This is a genomic window from Streptomyces sp. NPDC004126 (assembly GCF_050275515.1).
In the GTDB taxonomy this organism is placed as follows: Bacteria; Actinomycetota; Actinomycetes; order Streptomycetales; family Streptomycetaceae; genus Streptomyces.
Genome location: NZ_JBNNPF010000004.1, coordinates 216,482 through 231,800, shown reverse-complemented (window position 1 = coordinate 231,800; position 15,319 = coordinate 216,482). Strand labels below are relative to the sequence as shown.

The 15,319-nt window shown below is 75.1% G+C and carries 15 protein-coding genes, 1 tRNA gene and 1 other RNA gene; 8 read left to right on the top strand and 9 right to left on the bottom strand.

Translation table 11 applies throughout. From position 1 onward, the window contains the following. Positions 1-87 precede the first annotated feature (87 nt). The 4 genes from ACQKM2_RS06405 to ffs all read right to left on the bottom strand — a co-directional run bounded on the left by ACQKM2_RS06405 (position 88) and on the right by ffs (position 5,912). Positions 88-1,893 (bottom strand): hypothetical protein, encoded by a 1,806-nt coding sequence (locus ACQKM2_RS06405; RefSeq protein ID WP_427707153.1) that lies wholly within the window; start codon positions 1,891-1,893, stop codon positions 88-90. Between the two features lie 287 nt (positions 1,894-2,180). Then, a complete protein-coding gene (gene purD / locus ACQKM2_RS06400) occupies positions 2,181-3,434 on the bottom strand; it encodes a phosphoribosylamine--glycine ligase (RefSeq protein ID WP_427707152.1) in 1,254 nt (417 codons plus the stop codon). Between the two features lie 61 nt (positions 3,435-3,495). Further along, positions 3,496-5,748 (bottom strand): DNA polymerase III subunit gamma and tau, encoded by a 2,253-nt coding sequence (locus ACQKM2_RS06395; protein ID WP_427707151.1) that lies wholly within the window; start codon positions 5,746-5,748, stop codon positions 3,496-3,498. A 65-nt stretch (positions 5,749-5,813) separates the two neighbouring features. Then, positions 5,814-5,912, bottom strand: an RNA gene (ffs, locus tag ACQKM2_RS06390) — signal recognition particle sRNA small type. Positions 5,913-6,031: 119 nt separating this feature from the next. Here ffs and ACQKM2_RS06385 point away from each other — a divergent pair. The 5 genes from ACQKM2_RS06385 (at position 6,032) to ACQKM2_RS06365 (ending at position 9,675) form a co-directional block, all read left to right on the top strand. Continuing rightward, positions 6,032-6,119 (top strand) — tRNA-Ser (locus tag ACQKM2_RS06385). 205 nt (positions 6,120-6,324) lie between these two features. Beyond that, the gene (locus tag ACQKM2_RS06380) at positions 6,325-8,751 is read left to right on the top strand and encodes a helicase C-terminal domain-containing protein (protein WP_427707150.1); all 2,427 of its coding nucleotides are present in this window, start codon (positions 6,325-6,327) and stop codon (positions 8,749-8,751) included. 65 nt (positions 8,752-8,816) lie between these two features. After that, entirely contained in the window at positions 8,817-9,032 is a 216-nt protein-coding gene (locus tag ACQKM2_RS06375) for a type II toxin-antitoxin system VapB family antitoxin (RefSeq protein ID WP_427707149.1), read from the top strand. Beyond that, a complete protein-coding gene (locus ACQKM2_RS06370) occupies positions 9,029-9,469 on the top strand; it encodes a PIN domain nuclease (RefSeq protein WP_427707148.1) in 441 nt (146 codons plus the stop codon). Before ACQKM2_RS06375 ends, ACQKM2_RS06370 begins: the two co-directional genes overlap by 4 nt. Positions 9,470-9,477: 8 nt before the next feature. Then, positions 9,478-9,675 carry a hypothetical protein gene (locus ACQKM2_RS06365; RefSeq protein WP_427707147.1) on the top strand — a complete coding sequence of 66 codons (198 nt, stop codon included), beginning with the start codon at positions 9,478-9,480 and terminating at the stop codon, positions 9,673-9,675. On the opposite strand, the gene ACQKM2_RS06360 is transcribed toward ACQKM2_RS06365, so the two are convergent. Together ACQKM2_RS06360 and ACQKM2_RS06355 are read right to left on the bottom strand one after the other, a co-directional pair. Beyond that, on the bottom strand, positions 9,636-10,601 hold the full coding sequence (locus ACQKM2_RS06360; protein ID WP_427707146.1) for a kinase: 966 nt from the start codon (positions 10,599-10,601) through the stop codon (positions 9,636-9,638). The genes ACQKM2_RS06365 and ACQKM2_RS06360 overlap by 40 nt on opposite strands. Next, positions 10,598-11,086 carry a MarR family winged helix-turn-helix transcriptional regulator gene (locus ACQKM2_RS06355; protein ID WP_427707145.1) on the bottom strand — a complete coding sequence of 163 codons (489 nt, stop codon included), beginning with the start codon at positions 11,084-11,086 and terminating at the stop codon, positions 10,598-10,600. The genes ACQKM2_RS06360 and ACQKM2_RS06355 overlap by 4 nt, the downstream gene beginning before the upstream one ends. 121 nt (positions 11,087-11,207) lie before the next feature. Here ACQKM2_RS06355 and ACQKM2_RS06350 point away from each other — a divergent pair, with 121 nt between their 5' ends. After that, positions 11,208-12,056 (top strand): NAD(P)H-binding protein, encoded by an 849-nt coding sequence (locus tag ACQKM2_RS06350; protein ID WP_427707144.1) that lies wholly within the window; start codon positions 11,208-11,210, stop codon positions 12,054-12,056. Next, positions 12,053-12,460, top strand: coding sequence for a MarR family winged helix-turn-helix transcriptional regulator (locus ACQKM2_RS06345; protein WP_427707143.1), 408 nt, complete (start codon positions 12,053-12,055; stop codon positions 12,458-12,460). Before ACQKM2_RS06350 ends, ACQKM2_RS06345 begins: the two co-directional genes overlap by 4 nt. On the opposite strand, the gene ACQKM2_RS06340 is transcribed toward ACQKM2_RS06345, so the two are convergent. Together ACQKM2_RS06340 and ACQKM2_RS06335 are read right to left on the bottom strand one after the other, a co-directional pair. Further along, complete coding sequence (locus ACQKM2_RS06340) at positions 12,444-13,088, bottom strand: disulfide bond formation protein B (RefSeq protein WP_427707142.1); 645 nt, start codon at positions 13,086-13,088, stop codon at positions 12,444-12,446. The genes ACQKM2_RS06345 and ACQKM2_RS06340 overlap by 17 nt on opposite strands. Before the next feature lie 13 nt (positions 13,089-13,101). Beyond that, positions 13,102-13,260 carry a hypothetical protein gene (locus ACQKM2_RS06335; protein ID WP_427707141.1) on the bottom strand — a complete coding sequence of 53 codons (159 nt, stop codon included), beginning with the start codon at positions 13,258-13,260 and terminating at the stop codon, positions 13,102-13,104. Between the two features lie 141 nt (positions 13,261-13,401). On the opposite strand from ACQKM2_RS06335, the gene ACQKM2_RS06330 reads away from it, so the two are divergent. Further along, on the top strand, positions 13,402-13,803 hold the full coding sequence (locus tag ACQKM2_RS06330; RefSeq protein WP_427707140.1) for a TOBE domain-containing protein: 402 nt from the start codon (positions 13,402-13,404) through the stop codon (positions 13,801-13,803). Between the two features lie 35 nt (positions 13,804-13,838). Here the strand turns inward: ACQKM2_RS06330 and ACQKM2_RS06325 are convergent, their stop codons facing one another. After that, complete coding sequence (locus tag ACQKM2_RS06325; RefSeq protein ID WP_427707139.1) at positions 13,839-15,299, bottom strand: PucR family transcriptional regulator; 1,461 nt, start codon at positions 15,297-15,299, stop codon at positions 13,839-13,841. Positions 15,300-15,319 lie beyond the last annotated feature (20 nt).

The following is a 15,319-nucleotide window of genomic DNA, read 5'->3' as shown; positions in this document are numbered from 1 at the left end:
GCGACCGGTCCCAAGCACATCACATAACGCACTCACTCCGTCACCGTTCGTCGTGAATTGACGTGACCGGAACGCGGGGCGGGCGGTTCAGAGGAGGCGTACGGGCCTCTCGGGGCGTACGCCGAGCTCCGCGAGCCAGTCGCGCAGCGGCGCCGGGTCCCCGTCCTCGACGAGGGCGAGCACCCGGGGGGCGAGGTCGGCGCGGCGCACGCCGCCGACCAGCAGGACGGGGCCGTCCAGCCAGTCCAGGCCGGGTCCCGCGCCAGCCCAGTCCACGGCGGCGCAGCAGACCAGGGCGGTGACGTGGTCGGCGAGCAGGTCGCGGCCGCTGCGCGGGGGCTGGAGCGGGAACAGCGGCAGCGTGTCCGCTCCGCCGCGCGGCTGGGGCCTGCCGGCTCCGGCGGCGCGCTCCTCCCGGGCCAGGTCGCCGCTGAGCCGCCCGGCGAGGGCCTCCCCGGCGGCGCCCTCTCCGGCGGGGTCGGTGAGGTAGCCGAGGACCCGCTCCAGCGTCGCCCCGCCCGGGGGGACCGGTTCGCCCGCGGCGGCGGCCCGGTCCGCGGGACGGGCGGTGGCGGGGGCGGGCGCGGCGGGGCCGCCGGGGCCGCCCGGGGCGCCGCTGACGGAGGCTTCCGCCGGGGCGGGGGCGCCCGTGGTGACGGGCACGGGCTCCGCCGGGGCCGCGGGGGCGTCCGGCCGGGGCTGGGCGGCGGCGGGCGGTGCCAGGTCCGCCGGGACGGACAGGCCGTCCAGGGCGGCGTGCAGGCGGGCCGCCTCGGTACGCCACTTGCGGTCCACGACCTCCTGCGGGTAGGCCGCCCAGTCCACGGGGGACCAGTCCGGGCCCGCTTCGGCCGGGCCGCCGTGGAACAGCCGGGCCGCCAGCAGGGAGGCGGCCTCGTCGACCACGCCGGGCTGCTCCAGCAGGTCGCAGGCGGGGCGCTCGCCGAGCCGCGAGGTGAAGCCCTCGGCCAGCCGGTCCCGCCGGGACAGCTCGGTCAGGGCGGAGACCACCCCGGCGTCCAGGTGCGCCGGCCAGCGACCCATCCGCCAGGCGGGCAGCGCGACGCGGGTCAGCAGCCGGTCCCAGCCCGCGTAGGCGAGGCCGACCTGCTCCTGGGCGACGATGCGCAGGCCGTAGTCCACACCCTGTGCACGGTCGGAGGCGGCCGCGGCCACCCCGCGCTCCATCTCGGCGGCGTCCGTCCGGCACAGCCGCAGCAGCAGCCGGGCCGGGCGGCCGATCCAGCCCAGGCCGGGCCTGCCGCCGATGTCCACCGCCGCGTCGAGCCCGCGGACGAAGCCGCGCGCGTCGGCTATGTCCGGGTGCGCGGAGGGGCCCGTACCGGCGACGACGGGTGCGAGGACGGCCCGCAGCTCCGCGACCCGCATCCACCACAGGAACGGCGAGCCGATCACCAGCACGGGGGCCGCGCCGGGCGCGGACTCCGGGCCGCCTCCCGTCCCCCTGCGGCGGTGGGCTGCATGGGCGCGGTCCTCCAGCCAGCTGTCGCAGTCCGGGGTGAGGGCTATCGCGGAGGGCGCGGGGACGTCCATCCGGTCGGCCAGGTCCCGCACGAGGCGGTAGAGGTCGGGGGCGGCGGCCTCCGGCAGGGGCACCGTCGGGGTCACGGCGGGACCCGCGCGCAGCACCACCGCGCCGAATATCCCGCCCGCCAGCAGCACCACGGCGGCCACCGCGCAGACGGCCAGGGTCACCACCGGCCAGGGGTCACCGGCCAGCCGGCCCGTCATCCGGGCGGCGACGAGCACCACCGCGAGGGCGGCGGGCAGCAGCACGGCGGCCGTGGCCCTGCTGCGGACCCGCAGCACGGCGAGGGCCCGCGAACGCGCGGACGGCGCGCCCACTTCTGCGATCGAACCGGTTCCGGACACGGCCGGACCTCACCCCCTCTGCCCTGCGGCGGCTTTGCTCACTCCCCCACTGTGACACCCGCCACTGACATCGCAATGCCGGTGGGCCATGTGCCGGAATGCTTGCGCCGCACCCTAGTTGGGGCGGGCGCGGACGTCAGGCAGTCCGGGTGACGATCACCCGATGGAATGGCTTTGGCTAAAGGTGGCTGCGTTCGAAGGCGGCCGGATGCAGTCGCACGCGTACGCACGCGCGGGCCCGGTGCGCGTCTGCGCGCACCGGGCCCGCGTCATTGCGGCCGTGCTGGTCAGCGGCCTTCGGCCGCCTTGGCGGCGATGTCCGTGCGGTGCTGGGACCCGTCGAGCTTGATCCGCCCGACCGCCTTATACGCCTTCTCGCGCGCCTGCGCCAGGTTGGAACCGGTCGCCGTCACCGACAGGACGCGACCGCCCGCGCTGACGACGGCCTCGCCCTCGCGGCGGGTGCCGGCGTGCAGCACGTACGCGTCGGGCGCGTCCTCGGCCGCCACGTCGCCGAGGCCCTCGATCGGGTCGCCGGTGCGCGGGGTGCCGGGGTAGTTGTGCGAGGCGATGACGACCGTGACGGCCGCGTCGTCGCTCCAGTTCAGCGCCGGGAGGGTGTTCAGGGTGCCGTTCGCGGCGTTCAGCAGCACGCCGGCGAGGGGGGTGCGCAGCCGGGCCAGGACCACCTGGGTCTCGGGGTCGCCGAAGCGGGCGTTGAACTCGATGACGCGGGTGCCGCGGCTGGTGATGGCCAGGCCCGCGTAGAGCAGCCCGGAGAAGGGGGTGCCGCGGTGGCGGAGCTCGTCCACGGTCGGCTGGAGGACCAGCTCCATGACCTCGTCGACCAGCTTCGGGTCCGCCCACGGGAGCGGCGAGTACGCACCCATGCCGCCGGTGTTGGGGCCCTGGTCGCCGTCGAGGGCGCGCTTGAAGTCCTGGGCGGGCTGGAGCGGCAGCACGGTGACGCCGTCGGTGATGGCGAAGAGGGAGACCTCGGGGCCGTCGAGGTACTCCTCGATGACGACCCGGTCGCAGGCCAGCGCGTGGTCCCGGGCGACGGCCCGGTCCTCGGTGACGACGACGCCCTTGCCGGCGGCGAGGCCGTCGTCCTTGACCACGTAGGGGGCGCCGAAGGCGTCGAGGGCCGCGTCGACCTCCTCGGCGGTGGTGCAGACGTAGCTGCGCGCGGTCGGGACCCCGGCCGCGGCCATCACGTCCTTGGCGAAGGCCTTGGAGCCCTCCAGCTGCGCGGCCTCGGCGGACGGTCCGAAGACCGGGACGCCGGCCGCGCGGACGGCGTCCGCGACACCGGCGACGAGGGGGGCCTCCGGGCCGACGACGACCAGAGCGGCGCCGAGTTCGACGGCGAGGGCGGCGACCGCCGCGCCGTCGAGGGCGTCGACCGGGCGCAGCTCCGCCACCTCGGCGATGCCGGCGTTGCCGGGGGCGCAGTACAGCGCGGAGACGTCGGGGTCGAGGGACAGAGAGCGGCACAGGGCGTGTTCGCGGGCGCCGCCGCCGATGACGAGGACCTTCACGCCGCCCAGGGTAGCCCGGACGGCGCGGCCGGTTTCGTGCGGCCACCCCAATCGGCGGGCGCTACTCGTTCGTGTATTCCTCCACAACGGTCGCCCCGAGCTCGCGCACGATCAGGTCGTGTCCGGTCAGGGCGCTGTCCACGAGGTCCGGGTCGTCCTCCTCCGGGACGTCGTCCTCGGGGGCGACCGGCGGGGGCGCCTGGTGCACGGGCGGCTGCGCCGCGGGCGCCGCCTGCGGGGGCGGCGGCTGGTACGCGGGCGGCTGCGGGACCTGCTGCGACAGCGGGGCGGCCGGCGGGGCCTGCGGGGCCGCCGGGGGCGGGCTGTAGGCGGCGGCCGGCGCGGAGTAGGAGGAGTACGAGGAGGGCGCGGCCGGGGCCGGCCCGCCGCCCCCGACCACGGCGTCGATCTTCCAGTTGACCTGGAACTGCTCGGCCAGGACCGCCTTCAGGACGTCCTCGCTGCCGCTGCTCGCGAAGTTGTCGCGGGCTCCGGCGTTGGGGAAGCCGAGCTGGAGGGTGGTCCCGTCGAAGCCGGTGACCTGGGCGTTCTGGCTGAGCAGGATCCAGGTGAAGCGGCGGCGGTTCTTGACGGCCTCCAGGACGCCCGGCCACATCGCCTGGACCTGCCCGGCCCCGGCCGCCATCTCGGCGGAGGGCGCGGCGGCGGCCGGGCCGGCGGGCGCGGAGGCCGCCGGGGCGGGGGCGGGGGCGGGTGCGGGTGCGGCCGGAACTCCGCTGCCGGGCACGGCGGCACTGGGCCACGCCCCGGCGGCGGGAGCGGCGGGGGCGGCCGGGGCGGCGGCTCCGGGCCAGGCGCCGGGGGCGGGGGCCCCGCTGCCGGGCTGCGCGGCCCCGGGCCACGCACCGGGCGCCTGCGCGGGCGCGGCGGCCGGGGCGGCGGCCTGGACGGGCGCGGGAGCCTGGACCGGTGCCGGAGCCTGGACGGGCGCCGGAGCCGGGGCCGGCACGGGGGCCGGGGCCTGCACGGGCGGTGCCTGCGCCGCGGCGGCGTCCGGCACGGGACCGCGTACGGCGGCACGCGCGGCGGCGACCCCGCCGCCGGGACCGGCCGGGGCCATGCCGTGCGCCTCGGGCCCGGGCACGTAGCCCATGGCGGGCGCCGCGGCCGGCGCGGCGAAGGCGGCGGCGGGCGGGCCGCTGCGCTCCAGCCGGTCCAGCCGGGCCTGGAAGGAGCGCTCGTCGTCGAAGGCGGCCGGCAGCAGCACCCGGGCGCAGATCAGCTCCAGCTGCAGCCGCGGCGAGGTGGCGCCGCGCATCTCGGTGAGCCCGGCGTTGACCAGGTCGGCGGCGCGGCTGAGCTCGGCGGCGCCGAACACCGACGCCTGAGCCTGCATCCGCTCCACGACGTCGGCGGGGGCGTCGATCAGCCCCTTCTCCCCGGCGTCGGGCACGGCGGCCAGGATCACCAGGTCGCGCAGCCGCTCCAGCAGGTCGGCGACGAACCGGCGCGGGTCGTTGCCGCCCTCGACGACCCGGTCGACGACCTCGAACGCGGCGGCCCCGTCCCCGGCGGCGAAGGCGTCGACGACGGAATCGAGCAGCGACCCCTCCGTGTACCCGAGCAGGGAGGTGGCCATGGCGTACGTCACACCCTCCTCGCCCGCGCCGGCGAGGAGCTGGTCCATGACGGACATGGAGTCGCGCACGGACCCGGCACCGGCGCGCACGACGAGCGGCAGCACGCCGTCCTCGACCTTGGCGCCCTCGCGCCCGCAGACCTCGCCGAGGTAGTCGCGCAGCGTCCCGGGCGGCACGAGCCGGAAGGGGTAGTGGTGCGTCCGGGAGCGGATCGTCCCGATGACCTTCTCGGGCTCGGTGGTCGCGAAGATGAACTTGAGGTGCTCCGGCGGCTCCTCGACCACCTTCAGCAGGGCGTTGAAGCCCGCCGAGGTGACCATGTGCGCCTCGTCGATGATGTAGATCTTGTACCGGCTCGACGCGGGCCCGAAGAAGGCCTTCTCGCGCAGGTCACGGGCGTCGTCGACGCCACCGTGGGACGCGGCGTCGATCTCGATGACGTCGATGGACCCCGGGCCGTTCCTGGCGAGGTCCCGGCAGGACTGGCACTCCCCGCACGGATCCGGGGTGGGACCCTGCTCACAGTTGAGGCACCGCGCCAGGATGCGCGCGCTGGTCGTCTTGCCACAGCCGCGCGGGCCACTGAACAGGTACGCGTGATTGACCCGGTTGTTCCGCAGGGCCTGCATCAGCGGGGCAGTGACATGCTCCTGCCCGATGACCTCGGCGAACGACTCGGGGCGATAGCGGCGGTACAGCGCAAGGGACGACACGTCTACGAGGTTATCCGGGCCCACCGACAACAACGGCCCGCCGACGCCCCCGGACCCGCCCCGGAACGCAAAGCGCCCCTCACGCACCCGCCAGAGCCCACTTACCCTTGCTGCCTTCCGGCCCTGGGGGAGTTGGGTGAGATAGCGCCACGTGAGGGGCTGGGCCCCACCCTAGCGGATACGGGGCCCCGGAATCGAGCCGGACCCCTCCGCGGATCCGCCCGGGCCCCCCGGACCGGATCGTGTTCGCGAGCACCCCTCAACGTCTTGTATTGTTTGCGGCGGAGGATTCGCCTAGAGGCCTAGGGCGCACGCTTGGAAAGCGTGTTGGGGGCAACCCCTCACGAGTTCGAATCTCGTATCCTCCGCCAGCCCGAAGGGCCGGACCGCATCAGCGGTCCGGCCCTTCGGCGTTTCCCGGGTTGCGGTTCAGGGTTCGCGCAACACCGCCCGCGAAACATCCTCCCCGAGGGAGGAACCGCTTCCGTTCGCCACCCGTGCTGCCGGCGTCTGCACCATGCTGGGCTCTGTGCCGGGGCCGATCCGGTGCTGCCGTCCGGTCCGGCGAGGTGCCCCGTGAAGTCCCGATCAACGCTGACAGCCTGGCTGGGTTCGCTCGACGCTCCGCGCCTGGCACGCGTACTCGCCACGCGGAGGGACGCGGCGGCGGCGCCAGAACCGCGCACGCTGGGGGAGCTGGCGGACCGCCTCCAGCGCCCGGGGTCGGTGGCACTCGCCCTGCCGCCACTCACGCTGCCATGCCTGCAAGTGGCCGAAGCGCTGGCGGCGCGGGGAGGAGCGGCCTCGCGCGACAACCTGGCCAAGCTGCTGGGAGCAGCGGACGGCGATGCCGCTCGCGGGCTGGACTCCACGCTGAAGGCGCTGGCCGATCACGCACTGGTGTGGCCAGACGGCACCGGAGCACTCCGTATGGCCTCTCCGCTGCGGCAGGCGTGGGAGGCACCCCTCGGGGTGGACGACCCCCTGGAGAAACTGCTGGCAGGCGCGACCTCGGACGAGCTGCGCGCCATGCTGGTGGCACTCGGCATCAAGCCACAGAGCACCAAGCAGCAGCGGCTGGCAGCCCTGGTGGAACACCACAGTGACCCGGGAGCCGTCGCCGAAGTCGTGGCACGGGCACCCGCGATCACCCGGAAGCTCCTCGCCCGCCGAGCGGACCCCACCGCGGGGCAGCGGCAGTTCATCATGTTCGGGTCGTCCGGGCCCGAGCTCGAACCCGGCGCGCGATGGGCACTCGACCGGGGACTCCTGATCGTGGACCGCCACCGGTACGGCCCCGTACACATGCCCGTTGAAGTCGCGCTGGCACTGCGCGGGCCGGCCTGGCACGCCCCGTTCGATCCCCTACCGCCTTCCACGCCGTCGGTCGCCATCGGCTCCGCCGCGGTGGAACGGGAGGCCGCAGCCGCGGCCACGGCATTCGCCGCCCAGGCCGCGTCGGTCCTCGCCGCCTGTTCGGCGTCTCCGCCGGCCAGACTCAAGTCCGGCGGGATCGGCGCCCGTGAACTGGCCCGGATCAGCAAGGCCGCCCAAGCCGACGACGCCGTCGTACGCCTCACCCTGGAGGCCGCGTACGCGGCCGGGCTGCTGGGCCGGGACCATGACCGCGTGGTACCCACCGCGGCATACGACGCCTGGGCGGACCAGGAGCCCGCCGAACGGCACACCGCACTGCTCCACGCATGGCGCAACCTGGCACTCACCCCGACCCGGGCACGAGACGGGGACAACAAGGCGCTCCCCGCCCTCGCGGGAGCACCACCCTGCGGCGGCTGCCTGCAAGCCCGGCATGGACTGCTCCACGCGGCGGCACAGCTCCCGGCAGGGCACGGCGCGGCCACCGCCTCGGAGCTGGGGCCGCTGGTGGCCTGGTACCGCCCCTTCGCCGACGGGGCGCCCCAGGACGGGACGCCGTTCGCTCTCCTGATCCACGAGGCCGGGCTGCTCGGCGTACTCGCTCGCGGTGCGCTGTCTCCCCTCGGCACCGCCCTGCTGGAAGACGACGCGGCAGGCTTGGCCGCCGTGTGCGGGCGGCTCCTGCCCACGGCTACCCGAACAGCACGGATCGGCGCCGACCTCACCGCAATCGTCACCGGCACACCGTCCGCGCCACTCGCCTCGCTGCTGGATTCCGTCGCCGACCGCGAGACCAGCGGCACGGCCTCGGTGTGGCGGTTCAGTACGGGCAGCGTCCGCCGGGCCCTGGATGCCGGACACTCGCCTGACGGCCTCGCAGCCGACCTGGCCACCGTCACTTCCGGGCCGCTGCCCCAACCCCTGACCTATCTCATCGCCGACACCGCCCGCAGTCACGGCCGCGTACGCATCGCCACCGCCGCATGCGTCATCCACGGCGAGGAGCCGACGCTCCTCACCGAGCTCGCCGCCCACCGCAAGCTCGCCAAACTCGGCCTGCGACAGCTGGCGCCCACGGTGCTGGTCAGCCGCAGCCCGCTCGACGCGACCCTCGCCGCACTCCGGGCCGAGGGCTACGCCCCCGTCGCCGAGACCACCGACGGGACCGTGCGCATCGAGAAGAAGCGACCCCACAGGGCAGCCGCCCCCGTGCCGCCCCCACGACGGGCCGGCACGGGCACCGACCACCACAACGCGGTCCGCGACACCGCGGCGACACCGGCCACCGCCGACCCGAACGCCCTGGCCGCCCGCCTGCTGACCGCACCACCGACCACCCCGGACCCCGACCCGTTCGGCAGCGGGGTTCCTTTTGGCACCGACACCGAAGAGATCGTCGCCGGGTGGGCGAAGCGCTTGCCGTACAGCGACGTCCGCCGGCTCGCCCACGCCATCGACGCCGGTCAGGCCATCACCGTCGAGTACGTCGCCGCATCCGGCAACCGGACCGTGCGCACACTCAGCCGCCTCGCACTCGACCCGCCCTACCTCGAAGCCTGGTGCCACCTGCGGGACGACGAGCGCGTCTTCACCCTGTCCCGCATCCACGGCGTCATGCCGACGTGAACCCATGACATCGATGGACCACGGAAGGTATACTTGGTTCCATAATTGATATAAAGGAGGTGCACATGAGCCGGACGGTGATTGACCTCGATGACGAGCTGTTGGCAGAAGTAGCCAAAGCCCTGGGGACCAGCACCAAGAAGGAGACGGTCAACACAGCCCTGCGCGAGGTGCTGGAGAACAGGCGGCGGGCGCTGGCCCTGACCCGTCTGCGCGCCGCGGCCGCCGAAGGCGCTTTCGATCTGACGCTCTTCGAGGACAAGCGGAACTACCGACGGTGAACGCCGCTCTCTACCTGATCGACACCAGCGCCCTCGCCCGCTTCATGCAGGGCGACGCGGAGCAGTACGGCTGGGACCAGGCGGCGGCCGCGGGCCTGATCGCCACATGCCCCATCACCGAGCTGGAGTTCTTCCACAGCGCCCGATCGGCTGCCGACCGGGCGCGCGGCATCGAGGACATGCGGCTGCTCTTCGGCTGGGTTCCCGTCGACGACCGGGCTTACGACCGGGCCTGGCAGGTCCAGGAGGCCCTCACCAAGCAAGGCAGGCACCGCAGCGCCGGTGCAGTGGACCTCGTGGTCGCCGCGACTGCCGAATTGCAGGGACTCACCCTCCTGCACTGTGACCACGACTTCGAATGCATCGCCGCAGTAACCGGCCAGCCCCTTCAGTGGTACGGCCCGGAGGGCCGCAAGCCCGGGAGGTCTGGGGGCTGAAGCCGTTCGTGCGGACCAGCACCGTGATCACCGCCGTCTGGACCGCGGCCTTCGCCGTGACCGCGGTCGCCCTCGCGGCCCTGTCCCGCTCCGGCCTCGGCCACTCGGCCGCCGCCACCCTCGCCCAGGCCGCCGGATTCGTCGTCCCGATGCTCTTCACCACCCGTTACGTCGCTTCCGCGCAGGCCAGGGCCGCCGCGCGCTGACCGGGGACCCACGGGGCACCCGCGCCGGTCCAGTCGTCGGCCGGGCCGAGGGTGCGGTGGAGGCGGGTGGTGCCGGGGAGGGCGGCGGCGCAGGCGGACCGGGCCGCGGCGGCCTTCGCGGGGGTGGCGGGGTCGTCGTGGGGCAGCAGGATGCCGAGCACGGTGCCGCTGTGGGCGCAGGCCACGCCGAGCCCGCCGACGTCCCGGCAGACGCGCAGCAGGGCGGGCAGGGCGGGGCGCGGGTGGCGGCGGGCGTGCAGTTCGGCGCTGCGGGTGGCGACGCGGCCGAGGGCGGGCAGGTCGGCGGCGCGGACCGCCTCGCGCGCCCGGTCGAGGAGGAGGGCGTACTCGCGCCGGTCGGCCGCGCCGGGTGCGGCGGCCGTGCGGTTGCGGCCGATGGTGTCGACGGTGCCGCCCTCGTCGTAGCCGACGACCGTCATGGCCGGCACCGTGCCCAGCCGTTCCCGGAGCCTGACCTCGCGGTGCCGGAAGGCGACGACCTCGTCGTACATGACCCCGTCGGTCGGCTCCACGCCGCGCAGCAGCGCCTCGACGTCGGCGGGGCCGAACCGGGCGCCCACGGCGTCGGCGACGGCCCGGGCCGTGGCCACGAGGTCGGCCGAGGAGCTGGCCATGCCCTTCCCCTCGGGCAGTCCGCCGCCCAGGCTCAGCCGGCCGCCGCCGGGAAGGCCGGCGGCGCGCAGGGCCCGTACCGCCAGCCGTGCCGCCCGGTGCTTGTGGGCCGGGGCGACCCGGACGCCGGGGGCGGACGGTTCGTACGAGAACTCGGCGGTGGACCACCGCGCCAGCGGCAGGGTCACCATGAAGTGGCCGCCGGCGCCGGGCAGTACGCCCTGGAGCAGTTCCCCGAAGGTGCCGAAGGCGCTGCCGCGGCCCGCCGCTCCCGCCACCGCCGGGCGGCTCAAGCCCCGCGCCGGCGCAGGGACTCCTGGGACGCGACGTACTTCAGCATCAGGCGGGCGAAGTCCAGGCGTTCGCGCTCGCTCCAGTCGGCGGTGATGTACTCGAACGCCGAGCGCTGGTGCCGGCGGAAGCGGACCATCAGCTCCTCGCCCCCGGGGCTGAGGTGCAGGACCGTGCGGCGGCCGTCCTGCTGGGAGGCGGCGCGGACCAGGTAGCCGGCGGAGATGCAGTCGGACACCATGCGACTGGCCACCGACGGGTCGGTGCCCAGGTGCGCGCCGACCGCGCCGACGGTGACCTCGCGGGCGCCGTCCTGGCCGATCTCCAGGACCACGTTGAGGACCAGGGTCCGGCCGAGGTCCTTCTGGGAGATCGGGTCCTCGACCTCCAGGAGCGAGGAGCGCCGCAGCTTCCCGAAGGCCGGGCCGACGGCGTTCAGCAGCTCTTCGTCACCCATGTCCGCCGCGTCCGGCTGCTGCTTCGTCATGCCCCTCATCGTACATACGTGACTGTCGACAAACATGTGTTGACCTGAAAACGTGTGCATGCAAGCATGCATATGTCGACGGTCAGCGAACGGCTGCCGCCACCACGAACGGAGAACCCCCATGACCACCCTCGTCACCGGCGCCCGCGGCAAGGTCGGCCGGGCCCTCGTCGCCCGCCTGCACTCCGCCGGCCACGCCGTCCGCGCCGCCAGCTCCCACCCCGCCCGGCTCACCGTCCCGGCCGGCGTCGAGACCCGCGAGCTCGTCCTCGACCGCCCCGGGACCTTCGCCGCCGCACTGGACGGCGTCCGGCAGGTCTTCCTCTATCCCGAGCCCGCCGGCATCCACGAGCTGATCGACACCGCCGGGGCAGCCGGCGTCGAGCACGTCGTCCTGCTGTCCTCGTCCTCCGTCCTCGCCCCCGGCGCCGAGGACGACGCGCTCGCCGGCCACAGCCTCAAGGTCGAGCGCGCCCTCGCCGCCTCGCCTTTGACCTGCACCTTCCTGCGCCCCGACGCCTTCGCCAGCAACTCCTTCGGCTGGGCGTACCCCATCGGCCGGGGCCTGCCGGTCCAGCTCGCCTTCCCCGACGCGCACATCGCGCCCATCCACCCCGAGGACATCGCCGACATCGCCTTCGAGGCCCTCACCGGCGACTCCCTCACCGGCCGCCGGCTCACCCTGACCGGCTCCGAGTCGCTCACCTTCCGCCGCCAGCTCGCGATCCTGGGCGACGCCATCGGCCGCGGGATACCCGTCGAGCGCATCTCCCGCGCCGAGGCCGAGCGGCAGATGGGCGCCCACATGCCCGCGCCGATGGTCGCCTCGCTGCTCGACCTGTGGGAGGCCGCGGACCACGGCCCCGCCGCCGTCGCCGACACCACCGAGACCCTCCTCGGCCGCCCCGCCCGCAGCTACGCGCAGTGGGCCCGCGAGAACGCCGCCGCCTTCACCGGAGCCTCCTCGTGAAGCCCATCGGCCACTGGCTCAGCCGCACCGACCAGGCCCTCACCACCGCCATGGACGCCCTGCTGGACGAGTTCGGCCTCACCCGCCTCGGCTGGCAGGTCCTGAACGTCGTACGCGACTCCCCCGCCGCCGGTGACGCCGCCGTGCACACCGCCCTCGCCGCCCACGCCACGGCCGCCGGCCTGGACTCCGCCATCGCGGCCGTCCTCGACGGCGGCTGGGCGGCCCGGCCGGAGCCGGGCCGCCTCGCGCTGACCGACGACGGCCGCGCCCGGCTCGCCCTGGCCGGCGAGCGCGTCGGCGCCTTCCGCGAGCTGTCGACGGCCGGCATCTCCCCGCAGGAGTACCGGACCGCCGTCAGCGTCCTGGAGCGGATGACCCGCAACCTCACAGCAGATCGGTGAAGAACCGGTAGCCGGTCGGGTCGCCCGGCATCTGCCAGTGCAGGCCCTGGAGGAGGAAGCAGGCCACCAGGTTGCTCACCGCGAAGAACGCGAGGACGGCCAGGGTGAAGCCGGCCGCGCGGCGCAGGGCCGGCGAGGCCTGGGCGGCGCCCAGGGGCTGGAACTCGCGGGCCAGGACCAGGTTCACGGCCGCCGCGAGGACGGCGAGCAGGAAGGTGATCGCGGCCCAGGTGTAGAGGTGCAGACCGAGCAGGGCGCCCGCGTAGCCGGGGTCCGGGGGCACGATGTGCATCAGCACCTGCGAGGCGGAGACGGTGCTGCCGATCAGCGCCGAGACGATCGCGACGCCCCACCCGGAGGCGAACTCGGCGGTGCCCACCGCGCCCTTGCGCGAGCGGGCGACGATCATGGCCGGGCCGAGTGCGCTGAGCAGCATGAACATCCGCTGCAGCAGGCACATCGGGCAGGGGTACTCCCACAGGCCGAACTGGAAGACGTACGCCCCGCCGATGGCGGCGCACATGCCCAGCACGTAGGCGTGGGCGAACCAGAGGCCGAGGCGGTGGGAGAGCCGGGCGGGGGGAAGGGCGGTGACGGTGGTGGTGGTCGTGGTCGCGGTGGCGGTCATCGCGTGCTCCTCCTCAGAAGCTCAGGCCGAAGGCGCGGTCGAGGTGGGGGAGGAACGCGAGCGTGGTGAGCGCCAGCGTCCCCGCCCACAGCAACAGCCGTGGCCCGCGCGGCCAGCCGCGCAGCACCGCCCAGAGGCAGAGGGAGATCAGGAGGAACAGGAGGGTGTACATGGCGTCCTTGCTTCATCGAAAGGCTCTTGCCACCACCCTCGTCCGGTCCTCGGGCCCCCGGTAGGACCTCCGGACCGATGGACCCATAGGCCGGCCCTATGCCCCCGCCGCGGCCGGCACGGCAACCCCTAAGCTGCGGGCGTGCCGTCTTACTCGATCGGACAGGCCGCGGCCCTGCTGTGCGTGAGCCCCGAGACCGTCCGCCGCTGGGCCGACGCCGGCCGGCTGCCCTCGCTGCGCGCCCCCGACGGCACCCGGTCCGTCGACGGCGCGGCGCTGGCCGCCTTCGCCACCGGGCGGGCCGCCGGGATGCACCCCGTGCCCGGCCGGGCCCCCGCGACCTCCGTGCGCAACGCCTTCGCGGGCATCGTCACCGCCGTACGGGTCGACGAGGTCGCGGCCCAGGTGGAGATCCAGTCGGGGCCGCACCGCATCGTCTCGGTGGTGACCCGCGAGTCGGTGGAGGAGCTCGGGATCGCGGTCGGCGTCAGCGTCACCGCCCGGGTGAAGTCGACGGAGGTCCACGTGGACCTACCCGGGTAGCCCGCGCGGGGGCCTCCCCGGCCGGCGCGCGGGGGTCAGCGGCAGAGCAGCGCCGCGTACAGGTCCAGCTTGTGGTCCAGGCGCGAGAGGTCGCGGCCCGTCAGGGCCTCCACCCGCTCCATCCGGTAGTGCACGGTGTTCACGTGCAGGTGGAGCGCCTCCGCCGTCCGGGCCCACGAGCAGTTGTTGGCCAGGAAGACCTCCAGGGTCTCCCGCAGCATGCCGTCCCCCAGCGACCCCAGCGTCGCCGTCCCGAACACCGAGCGGACCTCTCCCGGCACCCCCGACAGCAGCTCCGCGAGGGTGTCCAGCTGCTCGACCGCCCGTACCCGGCCCTCTGCCTCGGCGGCCGCCGTCAGGGCGAAGCGGGCCTGGCCGAGGGAGGCCCGCAGGCCCTCCGGCCCCGCCGCCGGGGCGCCCGCGCCCAGCCGCAGGTCCGCTCCCGGGACCCCGCAGGCCTGCAGCAGCGGCCACAGTGCGCGCAGCTCGGCCGCGACGTCCACGCGCCCGCGCGGGTCCTCGTACAGCACGGCGGCCCCGTCGCCCGCCGCCCACGGGACCCCCTCCAGGTGCGCCAGCGCCTCCGCCAGCGCGGTCCCCGAGGTGGCCGCGAGCACCCGGTACGGGCCCGCGGCGGGCAGGCCGGCCGCCGCGAGGGCCTCCTCCAGCGCCGCCGAATCGGGCTCCGCCGGGCCGGACAGCAGCCCGGTCAGGGCCTGCCCGGCCGCCCGCGCCGCGGCGGTGTCCCGGCGCTCGCGGCCCTCGCGGTACTGGGCGAGGACCTCGGCGATCTCGTGCAGCACCCGGGGCGGGGCCGCGTCGGCGTCCGGGACGTGCAGCTGCCAGGCGTCGTACGGGGAGCTGTCGGCCTCGACGCGCAGGGTGAGCCCGCCCCGCGCGGGGGCGGCGGCCCGCTGTGCGGGTATGACGGGGGCGGAGGGCGTACGGGCCACCGTGCGCCCGCTCGCGGTCAGGAGGTAGCAGGCCACCTTGCCGAGGTGCGCGCAGGCCCGGTCCAGCAGTTCGGCGGGTCCGGCGCCGCCCTCCAGCAGCCGGCTCAGCTCGCCGCGCACGTTCTCGGGGAGGGCGAAGGGCCTGGTGGGACGGCGGCTGAGGTCGCCCCACTGGCGCAGGTAGACGGCTTCGGTGACGGCCCGGAAGCTGGTGCGCCCGGGGACGGCCACGATCGGCATCCGGTGGGCCCGGCAGGAGGCGACCAGTGCGTCGGGCACCCGTCCGTGGGTCTCCTCGCCTGCGAGGAGGGCGGTGGCCCCGGCCTCCGCGAGGGCGGAGACGAAGCGGTCCGCCTTGGCCGGCTCGCCCTCCGCCCACCACACCAGACCGCTCAGTACGAGCTCGCCCGGGCCCAGGAAACGGCCCGGGTCCTCCAGGTCGGTGGCGGTGACACCGCTGATCTCCTGGCCGAGAAGCGCTTCCTCGCCCCAGAGCAGGGTGAGGCCGAGATTGTCTGACTGGAGCAGGTCGAGGACGTGCATGGGGACTCCTTGCGGTGGGG

Coding starts and splice junctions, on each gene's coding strand:
- ACQKM2_RS06375 (WP_427707149.1), top strand. CDS start 8,817: ATGAGCCGGACGGTGATTGACCTCGATGACGAGCTGTTGGCAGAAGTA.
- ACQKM2_RS06355 (WP_427707145.1), bottom strand. CDS start 11,086: ATGACGAAGCAGCAGCCGGACGCGGCGGACATGGGTGACGAAGAGCTG.
- ACQKM2_RS06350 (WP_427707144.1), top strand. CDS start 11,208: ATGACCACCCTCGTCACCGGCGCCCGCGGCAAGGTCGGCCGGGCCCTC.
- ACQKM2_RS06340 (WP_427707142.1), bottom strand. CDS start 13,088: ATGACCGCCACCGCGACCACGACCACCACCACCGTCACCGCCCTTCCC.
- ACQKM2_RS06335 (WP_427707141.1), bottom strand. CDS start 13,260: ATGTACACCCTCCTGTTCCTCCTGATCTCCCTCTGCCTCTGGGCGGTG.
- ACQKM2_RS06325 (WP_427707139.1), bottom strand. CDS start 15,299: ATGCACGTCCTCGACCTGCTCCAGTCAGACAATCTCGGCCTCACCCTG.